The sequence below is a fragment of the Novosphingobium sp. ERW19 genome, assembly GCF_012641315.1.
Lineage (GTDB): Bacteria > Pseudomonadota > Alphaproteobacteria > Sphingomonadales > Sphingomonadaceae > Novosphingobium.
Map to the genome: position 1 here is coordinate 76,654 of NZ_JABAIC010000014.1, position 17,655 is coordinate 94,308.

The 17,655-nt window shown below is 62.9% G+C and carries 15 protein-coding genes; 8 read left to right on the plus strand and 7 right to left on the minus strand.

Going from position 1 to position 17,655, the window contains the following annotated elements; translation table 11 throughout:
* Positions 1-72: 72 nt before the first annotated feature.
* The 5 genes from HGI46_RS19880 to HGI46_RS22490 all read right to left on the minus strand — a co-directional run bounded on the left by HGI46_RS19880 (position 73) and on the right by HGI46_RS22490 (position 9,000).
* Positions 73-1,248 carry a DUF11 domain-containing protein gene (locus HGI46_RS19880; protein ID WP_168905561.1) on the minus strand — a complete coding sequence of 392 codons (1,176 nt, stop codon included), beginning with the start codon at positions 1,246-1,248 and terminating at the stop codon, positions 73-75.
* Entirely contained in the window at positions 1,245-6,344 is a 5,100-nt protein-coding gene (locus tag HGI46_RS19885; protein ID WP_168905562.1) for a hypothetical protein, read from the minus strand. The genes HGI46_RS19880 and HGI46_RS19885 overlap by 4 nt, the downstream gene beginning before the upstream one ends.
* A gap of 81 nt (positions 6,345-6,425) precedes the next feature.
* Positions 6,426-7,481, minus strand: a complete 1,056-nt coding sequence (locus tag HGI46_RS19890) for a DUF11 domain-containing protein (RefSeq protein WP_168905563.1) — start codon at positions 7,479-7,481, stop codon at positions 6,426-6,428.
* A 76-nt stretch (positions 7,482-7,557) separates the two neighbouring features.
* On the minus strand, positions 7,558-8,067 hold the full coding sequence (locus HGI46_RS19895; protein WP_162896179.1) for a hypothetical protein: 510 nt from the start codon (positions 8,065-8,067) through the stop codon (positions 7,558-7,560).
* Between the two features lie 18 nt (positions 8,068-8,085).
* Positions 8,086-9,000, minus strand: a complete 915-nt coding sequence (locus tag HGI46_RS22490; RefSeq protein WP_206065848.1) for a hypothetical protein — start codon at positions 8,998-9,000, stop codon at positions 8,086-8,088.
* Positions 9,001-10,270: 1,270 nt separating this feature from the next.
* Here HGI46_RS22490 and HGI46_RS19905 point away from each other — a divergent pair.
* The 8 genes from HGI46_RS19905 (at position 10,271) to HGI46_RS19935 (ending at position 15,125) form a co-directional block, all read left to right on the plus strand.
* Positions 10,271-10,687 (plus strand): hypothetical protein, encoded by a 417-nt coding sequence (locus HGI46_RS19905; protein ID WP_206065849.1) that lies wholly within the window; start codon positions 10,271-10,273, stop codon positions 10,685-10,687.
* Between the two features lie 415 nt (positions 10,688-11,102).
* Positions 11,103-11,444: a hypothetical protein gene (locus HGI46_RS19910; protein ID WP_162896183.1), complete on the plus strand. Its 342-nt coding sequence runs from the start codon at positions 11,103-11,105 to the stop codon at positions 11,442-11,444.
* A 478-nt stretch (positions 11,445-11,922) separates the two neighbouring features.
* Entirely contained in the window at positions 11,923-13,203 is a 1,281-nt protein-coding gene (locus HGI46_RS19915; protein WP_240946910.1) for a site-specific integrase, read from the plus strand.
* Positions 13,200-13,445 (plus strand): hypothetical protein, encoded by a 246-nt coding sequence (locus HGI46_RS19920; RefSeq protein WP_168905566.1) that lies wholly within the window; start codon positions 13,200-13,202, stop codon positions 13,443-13,445. Before HGI46_RS19915 ends, HGI46_RS19920 begins: the two co-directional genes overlap by 4 nt.
* Positions 13,446-13,658: 213 nt before the next feature.
* The gene (locus HGI46_RS21960) at positions 13,659-13,955 is read left to right on the plus strand and encodes a hypothetical protein (RefSeq protein ID WP_206065850.1); all 297 of its coding nucleotides are present in this window, start codon (positions 13,659-13,661) and stop codon (positions 13,953-13,955) included.
* 133 nt (positions 13,956-14,088) lie between these two features.
* On the plus strand, positions 14,089-14,430 hold the full coding sequence (locus HGI46_RS19925; protein WP_168905567.1) for a tyrosine-type recombinase/integrase: 342 nt from the start codon (positions 14,089-14,091) through the stop codon (positions 14,428-14,430).
* A gap of 3 nt (positions 14,431-14,433) precedes the next feature.
* On the plus strand, positions 14,434-14,859 hold the full coding sequence (locus HGI46_RS19930) for a putative toxin-antitoxin system toxin component, PIN family (RefSeq protein WP_168905568.1): 426 nt from the start codon (positions 14,434-14,436) through the stop codon (positions 14,857-14,859).
* Entirely contained in the window at positions 14,856-15,125 is a 270-nt protein-coding gene (locus HGI46_RS19935) for a toxin-antitoxin system HicB family antitoxin (protein WP_168905569.1), read from the plus strand. Before HGI46_RS19930 ends, HGI46_RS19935 begins: the two co-directional genes overlap by 4 nt.
* 24 nt (positions 15,126-15,149) lie before the next feature.
* Here HGI46_RS19935 and HGI46_RS19940 read toward each other — a convergent pair whose 3' ends face one another.
* Entirely contained in the window at positions 15,150-17,162 is a 2,013-nt protein-coding gene (locus tag HGI46_RS19940) for a TonB-dependent receptor (protein ID WP_168905570.1), read from the minus strand.
* Between the two features lie 9 nt (positions 17,163-17,171).
* Positions 17,172-17,624: an IS5 family transposase gene (locus HGI46_RS19945; protein WP_206065851.1), complete on the minus strand. Its 453-nt coding sequence runs from the start codon at positions 17,622-17,624 to the stop codon at positions 17,172-17,174.
* Between the last annotated feature and the right edge of the window lie 31 nt (positions 17,625-17,655).

Genomic DNA, 17,655 nt, shown 5'->3' on the forward strand with positions numbered 1-17,655 from the left:
TCAGGTTAACCTTGCTGCGCTGGCGACACCTTAATCACCGATACCCAATCTTAAGGCCTTGCCCGCGCCGAGCTACTCCACGCGGGCCCTGAACTGTACGGACAGGCTTGCGTTTGCATCGAGGGCACCGCCCGGCGTGATACGGATGGCATCGACAAGCGGGTCATACCCGCTGGTCGGCGAATAGGTAAAGGCCGTCTCACCGCTGCGGCGGTAGCTGATCGCACCGGCCGAAACCGTCATGCCGCCTGCATCGATCACTTTCACCGGCAGGCTCGTCGAGCCATCGAAGGCGATGTTCCTGAAAGCAACGCCGCTGGGAAGAGCATCAGTCAGCACGATCGTTCCCGGATCGACCGGACTGCCTCCGGAATTGGTCAGGGTCAGGGTATAGACCACGTCGTTGCCAGGCAGGTTGAAGGCGCCGAGGCTTCCTGCGACCGGCTCGGAGGTCTTGGCAAGGCTGAGCGATGGCATCGGACAGAACGTGAAGCCTGCTATGCCGATCGCCTGCTGTCCGGTCGAGTTCTCGCCCGAGGTGTAGGGATAATTGCCGTACTTGAACGTTATGCTCGTCACCGGCTGCGCAAAGCTTGCAGTCAGGGTCCCGGTCTCTGAATTGTTGTCCGAAGACTGCCTTCCTGCAGCCTGGCTGGCGCTCACGCTGACCGGGCTGGTTGCTGGCCCGACGACCAGCGAAGAGCTCGTGCTGGTGCGCGCCTCGCCAGTCTGATTGCCCGTATTCCACGGCGTCGACAGAACAGGCGTGTAGCTCGTCGTACCATCGCTGCCGGTGACCTGCACCCAGTCGCGAAACTGGTTGGAGGTAAAGTCCACGTCATAGGCCTTGAGTGAGAAATCCCGCACCGGCTGGGCAAAGGTGACGGTCATCGTGATCAGGCGTGTCGTCCCGGTCATCGAGCCTGTACGACCGGAGAAGGTTCCGCCGAAGACCAGCGTGCGATCGCTGGTTGCGCTCCCGGTCACCAGCGTCGAGATCGCTGGCATGGCAATGGAATTGACCTGGGTACTGCTGAGGCCGTTTTGCGAGACCTGGACGCTGAACGACTGGCTGGCGCCTGCGCCATTGGTCGCGCTGTACGTGTAGCTGGTGCCATAGGACAAGGTCGCGGTGGGTCGCGAGGCATAGGTAAAGACATACTGGTTGGCCGCATCGCAACCAGCATGGGCGGCCTGTGCGCAAAGGCAGGCAGCGATCGTCCAGAGCACGGCAACCGGACGGATCATCGCCCTCCTCCGAGACCTGCAAGCATTGCACTTTCGAACTTGAGTTTCACGCTGGCAAACAGGCCTTTTCTCGTGTTGCGGTTCTCGGCAAAATCGCGATCGCGGAATCCTGTCGCATTGTAGCCGATGACGACCATCGCATTGCGCGCAGGCGCAATCCCGATCTGCGGCCCGAGCGCAAATGCGCTCGTTCCATCTCGCAGGCTTCTCCTCACCGTGCCCACAGCCCCCACTTCGACACGTTCCCCCAGCCCGATCCGCACATCGGCTCCAGCCACCAGACTCGTTCCTTGCAGCCCATAGCCTTCATAGCGGTCAAAGCCGTAGCGTGCGGCAAGGAACAGCACGAATTCCTGGCGCTGGACCAGCGCCTCGCCGTCTCGCCCTTGCGGCGTGAAGTTGGCAGACACAGCGCCGAGCAATCGCGTGCTGCGGGCATCGACCGTTCCGCTGGCGGCATTGGCAGTGACAGCCGTGGCGCTGCCAATGCCGGCCCCATTCCATTCGCCCGAGATCTCCTCTCCCCGCAGCATGTCGCTGCGCAGTTCTGCCTTTGCCAGAAGCGCGAACCGGCTGGCATCGGGCCGATGAGCAAGTGACAGAGCGGCGTTCACAGACCGGGTATGCGTCCTCCTGTCGTCCTCTGCCTGCCTGGCTGAGCGCTCCCTTGCATCGGTCAGCGTCATGTTGAATCCGACGATGCTGCCCTCACCCAGTTGACGGACCGCACCCAGGGCCAGGCCCTTGCGCGCCATCGCGCTTCCCTCGCGCAATTCCGCACGGCTCGACACGCTCCAGCGACCCGATCGCCAGTTTGCCCCGAGCGTATAGGCGGTAAAGTCCTCGACGCGCGACGTTGCAGTTGCCGTACCGGCAATACCGGTGCGCGCGACGGTGACCTGCGCGTCACCGCCCACCTTCCGGCTACCATCGATCGAGGCGTCAATTGTCAGGCGCTTGCCGACCGGCACGGACTGGGCAAGGCCGTATGCAGCAAAGACGCGCTTGCCCTGCTCGGTGACTTGCTCGCGGCCGAGCACGGACGTCACCCGGGCCCCTGACCAGGGCGCAACCTCGAACCCTGCGCGAAGGGTACGCGTCTCGCTGTCATCGCTCCGGGACATCTCGTAGTCTGCAACAAGCCGCACGCTCGACGTCACGGCATAGCGCATGCCGGCCCGGTACCGCGGCGGCTGCCACGACGAGGAACCGCCGTCCCCGAGCGCAATGGCACCGGTCGCTGTCAGCTCGAGTCGGTTGTCGAGCAGGCGCCGGGTCGCGCCGGCCTCGATCAGCGTCACCGCGCTGCTTTGCTCCTGGCCGATCTGTTCCTGGCCCGGCGTGTCGGCATAGCGAGCAAGACCAAGACGCAATTCAAGACCCGGCGCCTGCCACGTGCCACGCAACTGCATCAGGTCACGGCGCGCAGGTTCGCCCAGCGTGACATCGCGGGCAAGGCTTGCCGATACCGACAGGTTCGAACCCAGCGCAAGCCGTCCATCGAGCCCCAGTTTGCGTCGGCCGAGCTCCGGAATGCTTGCCTGGCCAAGACCGAACTGGCCATCGATCGAACGAATGTAGGCCAGGACGTCGCTACGGCTATCGTGCCGCTCGATTTCAAGAAGATAGGCAAACTGCGAAGGCCCGGTGCCACTGCTCAGCGCCGTCTCGGCCCGAACCTCGAGTGTCCCGTCAAGGGCGAGCCGCGCATCGAGTCCGGCAAGGGTCGTCCTGGCCGCGCTGCCGGCATCGGGGCTTTGGCCGGCTTCGCTGATTGCCGTTGCGCCCAGACGCAGTTTGCTGTCTGCCACCAGCAGTTCGCCGCGCAGCCCCCCGGTCCATTCCCCCGGCGCTGCTGTATCGACATCGTATTCAGCGACAATCGTGCGCGGATTGAGATTGTCGTCGCGGCTCAGGATCGGTTCCTTGAACTGAATGGTTCCGGCAAGAATGTCGACTTCGTAATCGACGAAGCGGACAAGCTTGCGCGAACTGAGGACGAGCTCCGAGCGGAAACGGTCGCGCACTTCGAGCGTCACGCTCTCGCTATTGGGCACGATCCGGCGCGAGGACAGGCGGTAGGGGCCCGAAAGGCCCGCCCCCGGCATCTCGTCGCGGCGATGGGCATTGGCACTTTGCGCCGCGAACCCCTCGATCCGCGCATTGCCGGAACGGACATCGACCGCAGCGCCGGTCAGGACGCGTTGGTAGCGGCCCAGCACGGTGTGATCGAAGCCCGTGACGAAGTCGCCGACAAGTGCCCGGAACGCCTCGCTCTCGATCCGCACATAGAGCTTCCCCGTGCTCGCAGCATCGAACCTTCGGTCCGAACCGTCACCGAAGACGGTGTAGTAGGCCTTGGGATCCAGTCCGCCCAGCAGACGTTGCTCGGCGGCCTGCTTGGCGCTGTCGTAGGCAATCGTCATCAGGTACCTGCCCTTGATCCGCCCCTTGGCATAAAGTGCCGTGCGTGCGTGGCGGCCAAGATTGCTGTCAAAGCGATCGGCCCGTTCCATGTGATCGGCAATGCTGCGTGCGCCTATCGCCGCTTCGGCAACGCCGACCAGGGTCCATTTCTGCTCGCCGGGCAGCAGCCAGGCCTCGATGATCTGGCGGCGCCTGATCTCGCGGTCGACGAACTCGAAAGTCAGCTCCACCCGGCCGCTGACCATGGTCGGTGCCAGCTCGACAAGCGCAACGCCGTCGTCGCCCTTGATCGACCAGGTCGGCGTTGGCTGGTCCGATCCTGCCATCAGCTGGCCTTGTCTTGCATCGATCGCCGCCGCACTTTCGTAAGGCGCGGATATGGCAAGCGTGCCGGCAAGGCCTGCGTGCACGGGACGGCCATTGCGATCCAGTACGCGCACCGCAATGACAGGACGGGTCCGTCCGTCAGCGACAAGCCTCGAGATACCCGGCGCAAGCTCGGCCCTGGCAGGCGTTGCGGTAAAGTTCACGGTCCGCGTAAGGCTGGCAGCGAGACTCTGGTCAGGACGGCGCACATCTGCCTCGATCAGGGTCTGCTCACCGCGCAGCGGAATGCCGCGCCAGATGCTCACGGCATAGCCATCAGGCGAAATCCGCGCGCCGTCGAAAGCCAGCTTGTCGACAGCCTCGCCATCGATGCGCAGATCTACCCGCTCGCCTGCCCGGTGTCGTATGACGACGCGAACGGCCGGTGCACGAGGATTGTGGTCGGCTTGCGGGAACAGGAACTCGGTCGGTCCATCGCCCAAGGCAAGCCAATCGATGTCAGCTCCTGCAGCCGTACGTCCATCTTCAGGCTCCTCCCCGGAAGCGCTGGACGAGACCAGCATCGCGTTGTCGCTGCCTGGCGCCAGGACCACGGCGTAGTCGACACGGGCCAGGCTCCCCCCCTGCCCGGTCACGAAGCGTGACAGGGCGCTCCCGGCACTGCGGGTCGAGCGGGCACAGTCGACCACACGAGCCCCCTCGGGCAGCGTGCCCGCCTGCAATTCGGCGACATGCGTGCCCGGTCCGAGCCCTTCGAAGTGGAACCGTCCGCTCGCATCGCTGACGGCGAAACTGCCATCTTCGAGTGCAATGCGTACCCCCGGCAGACCCTGGCGTTTGCCTGACGCATCACAGCCACCCAGCGTAACCCGCCCGATCAGCGTCATGGTGGCCGCCAGGGCATCCCGCTCAATTCGCACGCGGGCCACGGCAAAGCCCGAAAGGTCCCGTGAATCCGCCACTTGCGCGCGGTTGCTGGCAAATCCTGCTGCCGCATCGGGACGGACCGTCATGGCATAAGTGACAAGCCGCTCCTCGCCCGGCCCCAGGGAACCCAGCGTCAAGGCAAAGCCCCGCCCGTCGCTGTCCGGGAGAAACGCACCTGCGGCCGGAAGCGCTCCGCCGACACGTACCGAATCGCTGAGCAGCCGTAGCTGCGGCGAGGTCCGGTCAAACAGCCTCAACCCAGTCTTGCCCCGCGCCTGGTCCGCATTGCGGACGCGGACGCGGAAAAAGATCGTGTCGCCAGGCTGCGCTACGTCGCGCGAGGCAGACTTGGTCACGGCAACGGCTCGCGCAGGCCGGTCAAGGGGAATATCGACGCGCACCGGAGCCAGCGATGCAAGCTCGAGCGGATTGCCAAAGGAGGCTGGCAATATCTCGAGTTCGGCGCCATCGGGCCGGCGCAAGGCTGCAAGACTGGCTGACGTGACCTTGCTTGGCGCACTATAGCCCGCAGGCGGCGTCACCACGAGGCGATAGTGCCCGAGCGGAACCAGCGGGAACCGGTACTCCCCGGCCGGCATAGGCCAGACATTACCGGCCCCGTCGATGACGTCCTGGCCGGTGACAACCGATGAAGGCCAGGATGTACGGCCATCGTCGGCCCTTACCGTAGCCGGCGCCCCGGTCTGGGCATCGACCAGCGTCACCGTCGCACCGGAGACAGGCGCGCCGTCCTCTGAATCGAACACAAGACCGAAAGGATCGGACAGGACTTCGACCTGGGCCTGCGCCACGAGCGAGGAGACGATGCGGTCCTTGTAGGTGATGGTTATCATGTCGCCATCGGCCAGGCTGAGCCGGCAGTCTCCCGCGACCGGTTGCGGGGGAATGGCGCTCGTTGGCAGGGCACCAAAGAACGTGGCGGTATCCGGACCCGTTTCCGTGATGGCGACGTTCTCCACGTCTCCGCTCGCCGATGTCAGCGTAACCTCCAGGGTGTCGACCTTGCCGGCCTGAAGGAGCGCTGGCGACAATTGCAGTCGGAAGACGATCGTCTGACCAAGCTTCAACTGCCGGATCGTGGCAGGCGTGGCAGCCTGGACCACGCTTTGATCCACGCTGACCGCTGCCAGCGCATGACCGCCACAGATGCCGCCCGGCAGCTCGACCGGGCTGGTCGCAGCCGTGGTAGCGGGCAGAACCGCCAGCTGCGAGCGCAGTGGCGGCACTTCGAGAGTGACAGTGTTCGACCGCACATGGCGGACCTGCCCCTGGGAACGGTAGGCAATGTCGGCGGTATTGACGATCGACTGGGCCCGCGCCGAGCCGAGGCATGCAAGAATGCATGCGGCAAGAAGCACAAGGCCGAACTGCAGGAGGAACCGATGTCGCATCATGCTGCATGCGGTTGCGCTTCCAGGGACGAAAGCCTTCGGCATTGCCGGGTCTGGCATTTCGTCCCTGGGCGACATTTGCGATCAGTTGATCGAGGCGCGAAACACGAGGGTCTTGGTCTCGCTGGCGGCGACCGAGGCAATCGTTCCGGTGACGGTGTTCGAGGTGAAGTCGCCAACACCTGTACCATCTGCCTGGCAGACGCCCGAGACCACGCTGCCATTCGTCTTGACCCCGAAGCCTGCGTCAAAGGTCAGGTTCGCCGGCAAAGGGTCATTGACCGCGACCGAGGTGGCCGCTGCACTGCCGGCGGCATTCGAGACGGCAATGCAGTATTCGATCGTCGCACCCGGGATCATCTTCGGGTTCGTGGTCCCGTTGACCGGGTCGCTGATCACGCGAGATGTCTTGGTAGCGCTCAGCGCCGCAGCCAGCACGGTGTAATCGTCCTTGGCAGAAAATGCGGCGTCGCGCAGTCCGTCGGTCGCCCCAGAACCATCTGCGAACACGGTGTCCATGCCGGCGGTGTTGCCACCGCTGGTCTGCACCAATGCCGCACCCTGACTGCCGGTCCCCCCGCCTGCCCGCGCCGTTGCTGTAAGCGTGAAAACCGCGACACTGCCGGTCGCAAGGCTCAGCGGGACGTCAGAGACCACGAAGACCGTGGCCGAGCCATCAGCTGCCAGCTCATCGAGATAGGTTATCTGGGCATCGCCCGAATCGTACGAATTGCTGCCGTTCGAATCGCGGAAAATGCGCACATTGCTGGTGTCGAAGGTATCGGTATTGGCATGGGCGCCCGCCCCGCCGGTCTGCTGGGCGGCAACGAGCGCAAAGTCGAGCACGGCGTTCGACGTGTTGGTCACGGTAAAGGCCGTCACGGCCGAAGTTTGACCGGGCGAGACTTGCGTCGTTGTCGTCCCGACTTCGGCCACCGTGAGGTTGACCTTGCGGTCGACCGTCAGCGTATCGGATGCCGAAGTGCCAGTCTGGTTGATGCCGCCAACCTGGAACGCCACCGTGACGTTGTTGGTAATGGTGCTCCCGGCGGTCGTTCCGGCGGCATAGGCCGGATTTGTGCTGAGTACGGCGAGCGCGCAAACGCCCGCCGCCCCCAGCATTCTGCTGCGGTACGTCATCTATTGCTCCGTTTCTGATTGCCTGCGTGTCGACTTGCCGCCCGCAAGCTGGCGGCCTTGCTACCCCCCGCGGCTCTTAGCGGACGATCGCGTTGTACTGGACCTTGCCCGAAGCGCCTGAAGCAATCGCGGCTATGACCCAGCGCATGTGCGTCACATCGCTGGCCTTGGCCGGGCGCTTTGCTCCGGAGCTATCGATAATCGAAAGCGCGGCAAGCTGTCCCCAGGTCTTGCCACCATCAACCGAGACCACCGCATCACCGATGCTTTCGGGCAGGATCTCGACGGCCGCAGGCACCGGGTTGGTCACGACAAAGTCCGTCACCACCTGCGGGCCCTGATTGCGATAGGAGGTCGAGAACAACAGGCGATCGCCAGGGACGACAACCTTGGGCTCGCTCAGGACCAGCTTGCGCACGCCGCCTTCTTCAACGGCCTTTTCCAGCATCACGCTGCCCTCGAGGGCGACCGGATTGGCTGCTGGCGGATTGGCTGCCGGCGGGTTGGCTGCAGGAGCCGCTGCTGCCCCTGCCCATGGCGTGGCCAGGGCCAGGGCGGCGGCGGTCAAGGAAATCTTGATGTTCATCTGCTTGTGTCCCAACTGTCAGTTGATCTGTACGGTGAAATTGACTGTAAATCGGGTACCGCCCGCAGCATCGCCGAGCGCAACGCTTACCCCGGAGCTGCCGGCCTTGCCGGCATCGCCATCCTCGCCATCGGTCAGGGCAGCACCATCGAGTGACAGCGAACCTGCCGTATAGGTGGTACCGGCCGGGATGACGTCAGTGACTGCGAGACCTTGTGCAATGCCGCTGCCCGATACTTCCGCAACGAGCTGGTAGGTCACTTTCGCGCCGGGGATCGGTGCAGTGCCGCCAAACGGGTCGACAACACGCGCTGACTTGATCAGGCTGACGCTGGCAAGCGAGGAGCGCATCGCGGCCTGCGCTGCGTTTCTGGCGGTGGTGAGACCGACAACGGCATTACCCCCACCTTCACCTTTGTCGGCAAAGCTCGTGCCCGGCGCTCCGCTGCCGGTCGCAGCGGCTGCGACGAGCTGGACCCGGGCCAGTTGTGCATCGCTCGCACCATCGGGCAACGCAGCGAGCACGAATATCCGCGCGGCGCCGTCAGGCGCAAGCACGGGGGTCTGTGCGCCGCCCGCCAGCATCTGGTCGACGCCTGCCTCGTAAGTGCCGTTGTCATTGCTGTCGATTGCAAGGCCGATGATCTGCGGGCTGAACTGGTTGCCGCTCATTGCCGCATCGACGGTGAGAACGAATGCCTCCGGCCCATTTCCGCTATTGGTGACCGCAAACGGCAACACGCCTGTCTCGCTTTGCAGCACAAGCTCGGAGGCAGCGAGGCTGGTGACCGCAACGTCGAGCAGTTCATCGACCCTGATAACGACCTTGTTCGACCTGATCGTGCCGGTCTGGCTCCCGGCCTTGAATGTCGCCGATGCCGTGTTTTCGATGAGCGTGCCGGCATTGACCCCTGCAGCATGCACCGGGGTCACACACACCAGGGCGAAAAGGCTGCCAGTGCCAAGGAGGAGCCTCGGGCTCAGGGACGGGGTATAAGTAGACATACGCATCCCAAACACGCGCCATGGTTAAGGATTTCTAACTATTCGGGGCAGGGTGCCGTTAACCGTATTCGATGCGCAGGATCGGCGCGCAAGGCCTGATGACAAGGCCCAGACCATAAACTCCATTAACTTCATAAGCTTATGGGAAGGCCGGTGAGGTGGTGCGAGGCTGGCGGACACCCGCCTGCCAATTTTACATCCGAATCGGAGGGAAGGCCGCTTTTCTGAAGCCGAGGCTTCTTCTCCGGCCATGGCGTCCCGATTCTCAGGCGCGTCCAAGCCGTTTGTCTCGAAGCAGCGAGCGGACGGTGTTCGCGTGGCTGACATTGGCCGCAAGGCCCGGATCAGCCAGAAGACCTGCTCTGACTGGACGAAGAGATGCGACCGCAAGCTGCCGCCGGACAGGCTCTGCTTGAAACCGCTCGGGGACGATAACTCCAAGCTGCGCCAGCGCGATACGGACCTTTCCTGGGACAGGGACATCCGGCAACGTCATTCGCCGAAAAGTGGAGCCTGCTCGTAGACGCGAGCGGGTTAAGAGGGGCACGGTGACCGGGGTGTGTCGATCCGCAGGCTTGCCCGATTCTGGAGATGGATACGCCGACCTGCCACGACAGATCCCGCCGTCGCGAGCGGGCCGGTTCTGAAACCAGCATCCGCGAGATCTGCAAGATGCGCCTCCGTTCTGGCCATCATTGCGTCTGCGTGCTTCTTCACCATCAAGGCGGGGAGATCGCCATGATACGAACGCACAGAAGCTGCAACGATCTGGGTCCCGGCTTCGCAACAAGACGCCCAAGCGCACGGCGATGGCACAGCGCAGGGAAGTTCGCTGCGCGGCCTGTCGCGAGGAGGATGCCTGGGCCATGGACTTGTTCGAAACCAACTGGGGCGCGCGTCACTCCTTGTCAGATCCAACTTGTCAGATCCAACGCCTCCTGGCGGGTCATGGATGCTTATTGCCAACAAGGGCGCGTCTGGCGTCTCCATGCAGATCGGGACCTGGCTTCCTGATGACCCGCACGAACAATTAATGGGTCTTATCAATGGCATGTAATGAGGAGGACAGTAAAGATGTAATCTTGGTGAAATGTTCGCGCATCATCTATTCAAATTTGCCTCTATTACTGGTATCTTGCAGCAGATCGAGCAAGACAGGACATTTGCCCTTTGAACAGACATTCTTCTCTCGCAAAGCTTGGCGGCATCCTTGCTGCAATGTTCAGGTAGCGCCATGGATCGGCCTGGCTGGCACTCTCTGCGGGTTCTGCTGGATAAACGTTTGATAAACTACGCAATTGCAATCGATGCCATCCAGCGCCTGCATCCCGACGATCTCGTCATCATCGACATGGAAATGTCCTCCGGCAACTTGCCTGTTGTACGCGACAGGTCCGGAAATGGCCTAGGCGTGATCACAAACGCTGCCCGCCGCCATGTCGAAGGCGCAACCGGCATGATCCTTCCCGACAGGGCACTGTTTGAACGAACGCTCGAATTTGGCTTTCTGGTGAAAGTTCCGCTGGTCGGCATCCGGACGCAGTCCACCAGCATGTTCCCTGCCGCCCCTGGCTTGTGCGATCAGCTGGGCAGGACCAAAATTCGCAAAGGCTGACGCCGGCCTTGCGGGCAAATGGCGTGAAGCGCCAGCAAAGCCCGAACCGCCATCAACCGATTGACGCCCGAGAACCTGGGAAGCGCGCAGCATGACCGGCCGATCATGTCGGTGACGCACGGCGCATTTCATGAAGCCTGCTCCTTCCGGCTGCAGCGCGACTGACAAAGCCTGTAAGCCCCGGCAGGAATTGTTTCGCTCCCGGCATCGACCCCAGCACAACACCGCACGCTGGGTCGCCATGGCTCGCCGATCGGCACGGATCGGGCAAGACCCTTGCCTGACGGACCAGGCCAGACCAGCTGCCGGGCGAGATGGCGCAGGACTGCGCCGGGTCCCAGGTTGATACACGAAACCCTGCAGATCCGGGATCATACTGACTTGATTGGAGAAATTTCCAGCCTAGGCTTATTGCATGGCTGGACGAACGCCTGTTTCGAGTTGCCTGTCGCGCGCGACATTTGCAGCCCTTGCCGTGTTTGCCGGATCAGCGGCAGCCCATGGCGCACCCGCTGTCTCGGCATCCGGCCATGCCAGCGCAGAAGTCGTCGTTCCTGTCGAAATCCTGTATTCACTCGGCAAACCCGGAACGAACCAGCCAGCCCTGAATGCAGCATCCCAGTCGATCTGCCGGCCGCTGCGCGCGCCCTGCCCGATCCACTTCGACACGGTTGTCGTCATAATCGACGAAAAGGACACCAGGCGCCCCCGGTCCGGAGCGGCAGCTTCGCCACGGGTTCTTGTCTATTTCGAGTGAACACCCGGTTGGGCAGGGAATATTCCGGGTCAACTTGCGGCAGCCTGACTTCCCTCCGGCACAGACAAGACACGCCAAACATCAACGATGATCGTCGTCGGCGTAACCCGTTTTCGCGCCATACCCATGACGGTAGCATGGGCTGCAGCTGCCCCGGCAGATTCCCGACCGGCGCCGGTTCACACCGGCCTGGCGGTCACCTTTGCCAAGGACCACTCGTAGGCGAGATTAAGGTAGGAAGATTTGCAAAGGCTGCCTGATCCGCCTTTCAAACAGGTCACTGGCAAGTCACCCTACCTCCTCGCTCAAGCCAGGGTTCTGGCATAGCGTTTCAGCCATGACCGCAACCTGGACAGGTCCGCCGGATGCTGTTTGCCACTGACGCTGGGAATGCGCTTGCGAAGATCGCGGGCGAGCAGCCTGTACGCAGTGCACTGCTCTGTTTATGGGAAAAAGCGCCGTAAAATCAGTGTGCGAGATGCTGGGCTTGCTTGGCAGCGGGTATATCGCTGAAGGCCATCTGGTCCCCGCAAATGACCGGAATTCCGCGACTTTCGGCCCCAGTCTTGATATTGTCGATGGCCATATGGCCCCCAAGCGGCGAAAGCCGGGGCGCCGGGCACTGCTGGATGGCAACTTTGCGCGGCGCAAGCAGCCGCTGCGCGAGGCCGAATGCTGCATCTGGGATACCGAACTTGCGGGCTTTGGTCTGCGCGTCAGGCCCACAGGCAACACCTACTGGTTTGTTCGTCTGCGCCATCGCGGCAAGCATCGCCGGATCACATTGGGCCGGTCTGATGAACTCGCGGCAGGGCTTGCCCGGGCACAGGCCCGGCGCCTGCTCGCCGAAGTGGCGCTCGATGGTCTGCCCAAACGCGCCGGGGTCAAGGCGGCGCCGGTCCTGTCGGATTTTGTCGATACCTACTGGGACGATCTTTCACGCGTATGGAAAGCCTCGACGACCAAACGAAACTGGAACGCTTGGAAAACTGTCATAGCACCCACGTTCGGTGCGGTGCGCGTGACAGATCTCCTTCCCGCCGACATTCACCGCTGGCGCGACGACTGTTCAGGTCCGCAAGAAGCGCTGTTCAATCGCGCTCTGCCAGTCTTGGCGGCGTCGCTTAAATATGCCGAGGCGCTGCGCTTGCGGCGCAAGGGCTCCAACCCCTGTTGGGGGATGCCTCGCAACAAACGTGAGCCGAAGGAGCGGTCCCTGACGCCAGCGGAGTATCGTCGGATCGGCGCGGCATTGCGAGAGCAGGAGGCCGCCGATCCCGCACAGGTCGCAATTGTGCGGCTACTGCTGTTTACCGGCGCGCGCATCGGCGAGATACTAAATCTTCGTTGGGAGTGGGCGCAACCGCCGCGCTTGCTCCTGCCTGACAACAAGACCGGAGCAAAAACGATCTGGCTCGACAGTCAGGCGCTTGAAGTGCTGGAAGGGATCGAGCGGCACGAGAACACGCCTCTTGCGTTCCCAAACCGCGCCAGGACAAAGCCGCTCAATTTCGAGAACGGGTGGCTTCCCTTCCGTGCGCGCTATGCCTTGCCCGACGTTCGCGTCCATGACCTGCGGCATAGCTTCGCATCCACAGCGATCATGGACAACGTGCCCCTCGCGACGATTGGCAGACTACTCGGGCACGTCCTGCCCGAAGCCACCGCCAAATACGCTCACCTGTCCGACGACGTGATCGGCGATGCCGCAGACCGCATCGCGGGATCGCTGGCGCAGGCGATCGGGCTGCGCCCATGACCGCCGCCAGTCTCAAACGGATCGTCGAGGAGGCGCTTGCCGAGGTCGGCTCAAACGTCAATTTCCTGCTTGTGCCCAAAGGCAAGGCACGGTCCACCACCTGGCTCGGAATCGAGCACGGCTTTGGCATTCGGCATTATCCCAGCGGCCGGAATGTCTACATCGTCCAGACGCGGATGGCGGGGAGGCTTGGGACGGTCATCATCGGCCCGGCCTCGGTCCTCACCCGGCATCAGGCATAGATGGTCGCGCGGCGCGTCATCGCCTGCACGCAGGTCGGTCGCGATCCGGCAACCGACCGCAAGCTCATCCGCTCCGCGCACCAGTTCGACGATCTTCTGGGGGAGTATTGGTCCCGCTGGTCGCCTCAGTAGAAGGCATCGACCCTTGAAACGCACAACGGCTATCGCCGCCAGTATCTCGATGGTGCTTACAAGTTTGTCTTCATCGACGAGATGAGCGAAGAGCATGTCATCAAGTGGTTCGCGGACCTCAACAACCGAACCGGTCCGGGTGCAGCGAACCGCACGCTCGAGATCCTCAAGAACATGCTCAACAAGGCCGAGGTGTGGGGATACCGGCTAGAAAACACCAATCCCTGCCGGTCGGTGAGGCCAAACAAGCGCCGCCAATGCGAGCGCTTCCTGTCTGCGGAGGAATTGGCCCGGTTAGGGGCAATGCTCAACGGCTGCGCGCCAGCGACAATCTCACGATCCGCTCAGGCTGCGTGGTCATCACCCTGCTGTGGCTGACTGGCTGCAGTTACCGCGAGATTCTGAACCTCCAGAGGCAGGACGTGAAGGCCAATCGCCTACTGCTGCGCGACAGCAAGACTGGCCCTCGCACAGTCTGGCTCGGTTTGCTTGGCACGAGGCCATCGACAGTTTGCCGCGCCATCCGAAGATACCCTGGCTGTTCTGGAACTACCAGTACCGCAGGCCGATCAGATGTATCAAGCATCTCTGGCGGACGATCCTTCATCAGGCCGATCTTGGCAAGCTGCGCATCCACGACCTGCGCCACACCTTCGCCAGCCATGCCGCGATGAGCAAGGAAACCTTGCCCGTGATCGGGCGGCTGCTAGGGCACGCCAACCACCAATCGACCGCGCGATACGCGCATCTCGATGAAGAGCACCTGCTCGACGCTGCGCAGCAGATCGGCGATGCGGTGGAGCGTCTGCTGGGCGCTCCAGTGAAATATTGCATAGGGAGTGATATCTCATAGGATATGCTTGGAGTCGTTCTCGGCACTGACGTCATCGTGACAGCGCTGGGGAGCGCGACAGGCGGCAGCAACGCAGTTCTGCGCGAGGCTGCACATGGGCGCCTGACGCCTCTGGTGACGCCTGCGCTGTTCCTCGAATACGAGGCGGTGCTGAAGAGACCTGAACAGCGCTTGGCGCATGGCCTGGGATTGCGCGACATCGACCGCTTCCTTGCTGCACTGGCGAGCGCCTGCGAGGCAGTTGAGGTGAGTTTTCAATGGCGGCCGCAATTGTCGGACCCGAACGATGAAATGGTTCTGGAAGCGGCGGTCAATGGTCGCGTCGATGCGTTGGTTACGCACAATGTGCGCGACTTCGCCAAGGGCGCGGCCAGGTTCGGTTTGCGAGTGTTGAGACCCGGAGAATTGTTGAAGGAGTTACGATCATGAGCAAGGCATCCTATCCGCTCAAGCTCCCGGCATCGCTCAAGGAAGCCGCTGCCCGGCTTGCCAAGGAAGACGGCGTGTCGCTGAATCAGTGGATCGCGGTCGCCATTGCCCAGAAAATCGGCGTGGTCGAGACCGCGTCTGACTTTCTTAGGAGACGGGCCGGCATGGCAAGTCCGGCGGATATGCTGCCGTACCTCGACAAGGCCAAGCGGGAGGTGTCGCCTGCTGGGGATGAGATCGGCACTCCGATCAGCAGGAATGTCTGAGTAAGCGCCGGTCTGCAGCAACGATCACACCAAGAGCCGGACCGAAATGCGTACCTGGCGAGGTTCAACTGGATGGATGTGCCGGTCGTCTACCCCGCCTGTCGGCTCTTCAGACAGCCGTGATGCATAGAAATAGGAGATGTCCGGATCCTTGGCATCAAACAGGTTCAGGATGTCGATGCCTATGCGCAGCCGCCCGGTCTTGCGGTACAGGCCCAGATTGACGAGGGTGGTCGCTTCGGACCTTTGCGAATTGTCCTCGATCAGCGGCGCGCTGGCAAAATGGCGCACGCGCACCGTGGCCGTGTAGCCCGGCGCTAAATCCGCAGTCAGGCCGCCACCCAGAACTAACGGGGTCGCGCCGGGGATGAACGACTGACTGGACGCGACACCGCGAAACCGCGCGCGGGTTAGCGCCGCCGAGCCATCAACCGTCAGCCAGCGCGCCGGACGCCAGAACAGCGCCAGTTCCGTGCCGAAGCGGCGCGAGGCGTCGTTGGGTTCGGTGCTTCCGGCGTCGCCCACGAACACCAGTTCGGACGCGAGATCGAGCCAGAAGCCGACCATCGAGGCATTGAGCGAGCCGCGTTCTACCCGGACACCCAATTCCGCCCCGCGCGAACGGGCAAAGACCGGCACCCTGTCTGCTGAATCGCCAGTCGCCGGATCAACGGTGATGGCCGCGCCGCGCACGTCGTTAGAGTGATAGCCTTGCCCGTAATTGGCATAGAGTTCGATGCCGTCTGCCGCCTTCCACGCCAGCGCGGCCTTGGGTGAGACGATCGCGGCCGAACCGGGGCCGGAATTGTCGGCAAGGTCGGACCGGACGTTGTAGCCCAGCGCATCGGCGCGAAGTCCGAGCACAAGGCGCAGATGCGGTGCCATGGTGATCTGCGCTTCGCCGAACAGCCCGCCGCTGTATTCGTCTACCCGATCCTGCCGCACCGTCGACGTGATCGCGCCCGCGCTGGTGCGGTAGAGGCCGACCTTCCCGATCCGGTCCCACCGCATATCGGCGCCAACACGCCAAGCGACGCTGCCGCTCGTAAGCGCATGGCTCACCGAACCGCCAAACACCCCGCGCCGGTCAACTTGCCGGAACTGATCGCCGTTCGCCGGATCATTGAGGAAATAAGTGAAGTTCGATGTCAGCTGCAGCCGCGAGCCCATTGCAAAAGCAGAGAACGTCGTGTCGCCGGACTTACCGTTGAATGTCAGCGCGATCCGGCCAGCCCGCCCGCCAAGATTGGGATCGATGAAGCCGAGGCGCTGGATCATGCCCGAGGCAATGGCGCGCTCTGGCACCTGGTCGGTCGATGTCCAGCGGCTCGAATAACCCGCCAGTCCTAATGACCAGTCAGACGTCGAATACTTGATCAGCGCGTTGACCTTCCGGAGGTTCTCGTCGAGCACCCACGGCCCGTCCGAGACCGTGCCCTCGACGGCGGCAAGGACCGTGCCGTTGCCGACATCGCCGCTGCCCGCCGCTACCCCCCGCCAGTATCCGAACGAGCCGCCGGTCAATTCCGCAAACGGGCGCGCGAGCCGGGCTTTGGTCACAAAGCGCATCGATCCGGCCGAAGCGAAATCGCCATCGGCGGCATGGTAGGGCCCCTTTGTATAGTCGATCCGCTCGACCAGTTCGGGGATCAGGAAATTGAGATCGAGATAGCCCTGCCCGTGGCCATGGCTGCGCATGTTGACCGGAGCGCCATCGACAGAGCCGGCGAGATCGGTGCCATGATCGAGGTTGAAGCCTCGCAGGAAAAACTGGTTGGCCTTGCCTGAACCGGAGTGTTGGGTCGCGATCAGGCCGGGGACATTTTCCGCAAGTTCGCCCACCCGGGAAATAGGCCGCTTCTCGAAATCAGCATAGCCAACCACACCTGCCGACCCGCTCGTGGCAACGCCGACTTGTTCAAGTCCGCGCCCATAAACGATGATTTCATCGGGATCTGCAACCGGCGGCCCATCGGACGCCCACGCAATTGAAGGAACGAGGGCAAAGGCTAGAGAAAGGGCGCTACGATGAATCATCGGCAGTTCCTAGGCGGCGTGGACAAATTTGAGCCAGTATCTGGCGGTGGCGATATGGACCATACCGAGGAAGCTGTTGGCAAGTTGGTCATAGCGCGTGGCGATGGCGCGGTTGATCTTCAGATGGCCGAACATGCGCTCGATGCGGTTGCGCTGCTTGTAGAGCGCGCGGTCGTGTTCGATCTTCACACGACGGTTTGATTTGCCGGGGATGACGGCCACGATTTTCTGCTCGGCGAGGTCGGCACGGATGGCATCGGAGTCGTAGCCCTTGTCGGCAAGCAGGGCATCGGGCGTGCGCTCAGGCAGACCTATCAGCGCGTCAAATGCCTTGCAATCTGCCGCTTCCCCGACCGTCAGGTGGAAGGCGAGCGGTCGTCCAAGGGCATCAGCCAGGCAGTGAAGCTTACTGGTGAACCCGCCCCGCGAGCGGCCAAGAGCGCGTCGATGAGTCCCCCTCATATGATGAGTTGCAGGTCAAGGAGGTATGTCG

Coding starts and splice junctions, on each gene's coding strand:
- HGI46_RS19880 (WP_168905561.1), bottom strand. CDS start 1,248: ATGATCCGTCCGGTTGCCGTGCTCTGGACGATCGCTGCCTGCCTTTGC.
- HGI46_RS19885 (WP_168905562.1), bottom strand. CDS start 6,344: ATGATGCGACATCGGTTCCTCCTGCAGTTCGGCCTTGTGCTTCTTGCC.
- HGI46_RS19890 (WP_168905563.1), bottom strand. CDS start 7,481: ATGACGTACCGCAGCAGAATGCTGGGGGCGGCGGGCGTTTGCGCGCTC.
- HGI46_RS19895 (WP_162896179.1), bottom strand. CDS start 8,067: ATGAACATCAAGATTTCCTTGACCGCCGCCGCCCTGGCCCTGGCCACG.
- HGI46_RS19910 (WP_162896183.1), top strand. CDS start 11,103: ATGGCTGGACGAACGCCTGTTTCGAGTTGCCTGTCGCGCGCGACATTT.
- HGI46_RS19915 (WP_240946910.1), top strand. CDS start 11,923: ATGCTGGGCTTGCTTGGCAGCGGGTATATCGCTGAAGGCCATCTGGTC.
- HGI46_RS19920 (WP_168905566.1), top strand. CDS start 13,200: ATGACCGCCGCCAGTCTCAAACGGATCGTCGAGGAGGCGCTTGCCGAG.
- HGI46_RS21960 (WP_206065850.1), top strand. CDS start 13,659: ATGAGCGAAGAGCATGTCATCAAGTGGTTCGCGGACCTCAACAACCGA.
- HGI46_RS19930 (WP_168905568.1), top strand. CDS start 14,434: ATGCTTGGAGTCGTTCTCGGCACTGACGTCATCGTGACAGCGCTGGGG.
- HGI46_RS19935 (WP_168905569.1), top strand. CDS start 14,856: ATGAGCAAGGCATCCTATCCGCTCAAGCTCCCGGCATCGCTCAAGGAA.
- HGI46_RS19940 (WP_168905570.1), bottom strand. CDS start 17,162: ATGATTCATCGTAGCGCCCTTTCTCTAGCCTTTGCCCTCGTTCCTTCA.
- HGI46_RS19945 (WP_206065851.1), bottom strand. CDS start 17,624: ATGAGGGGGACTCATCGACGCGCTCTTGGCCGCTCGCGGGGCGGGTTC.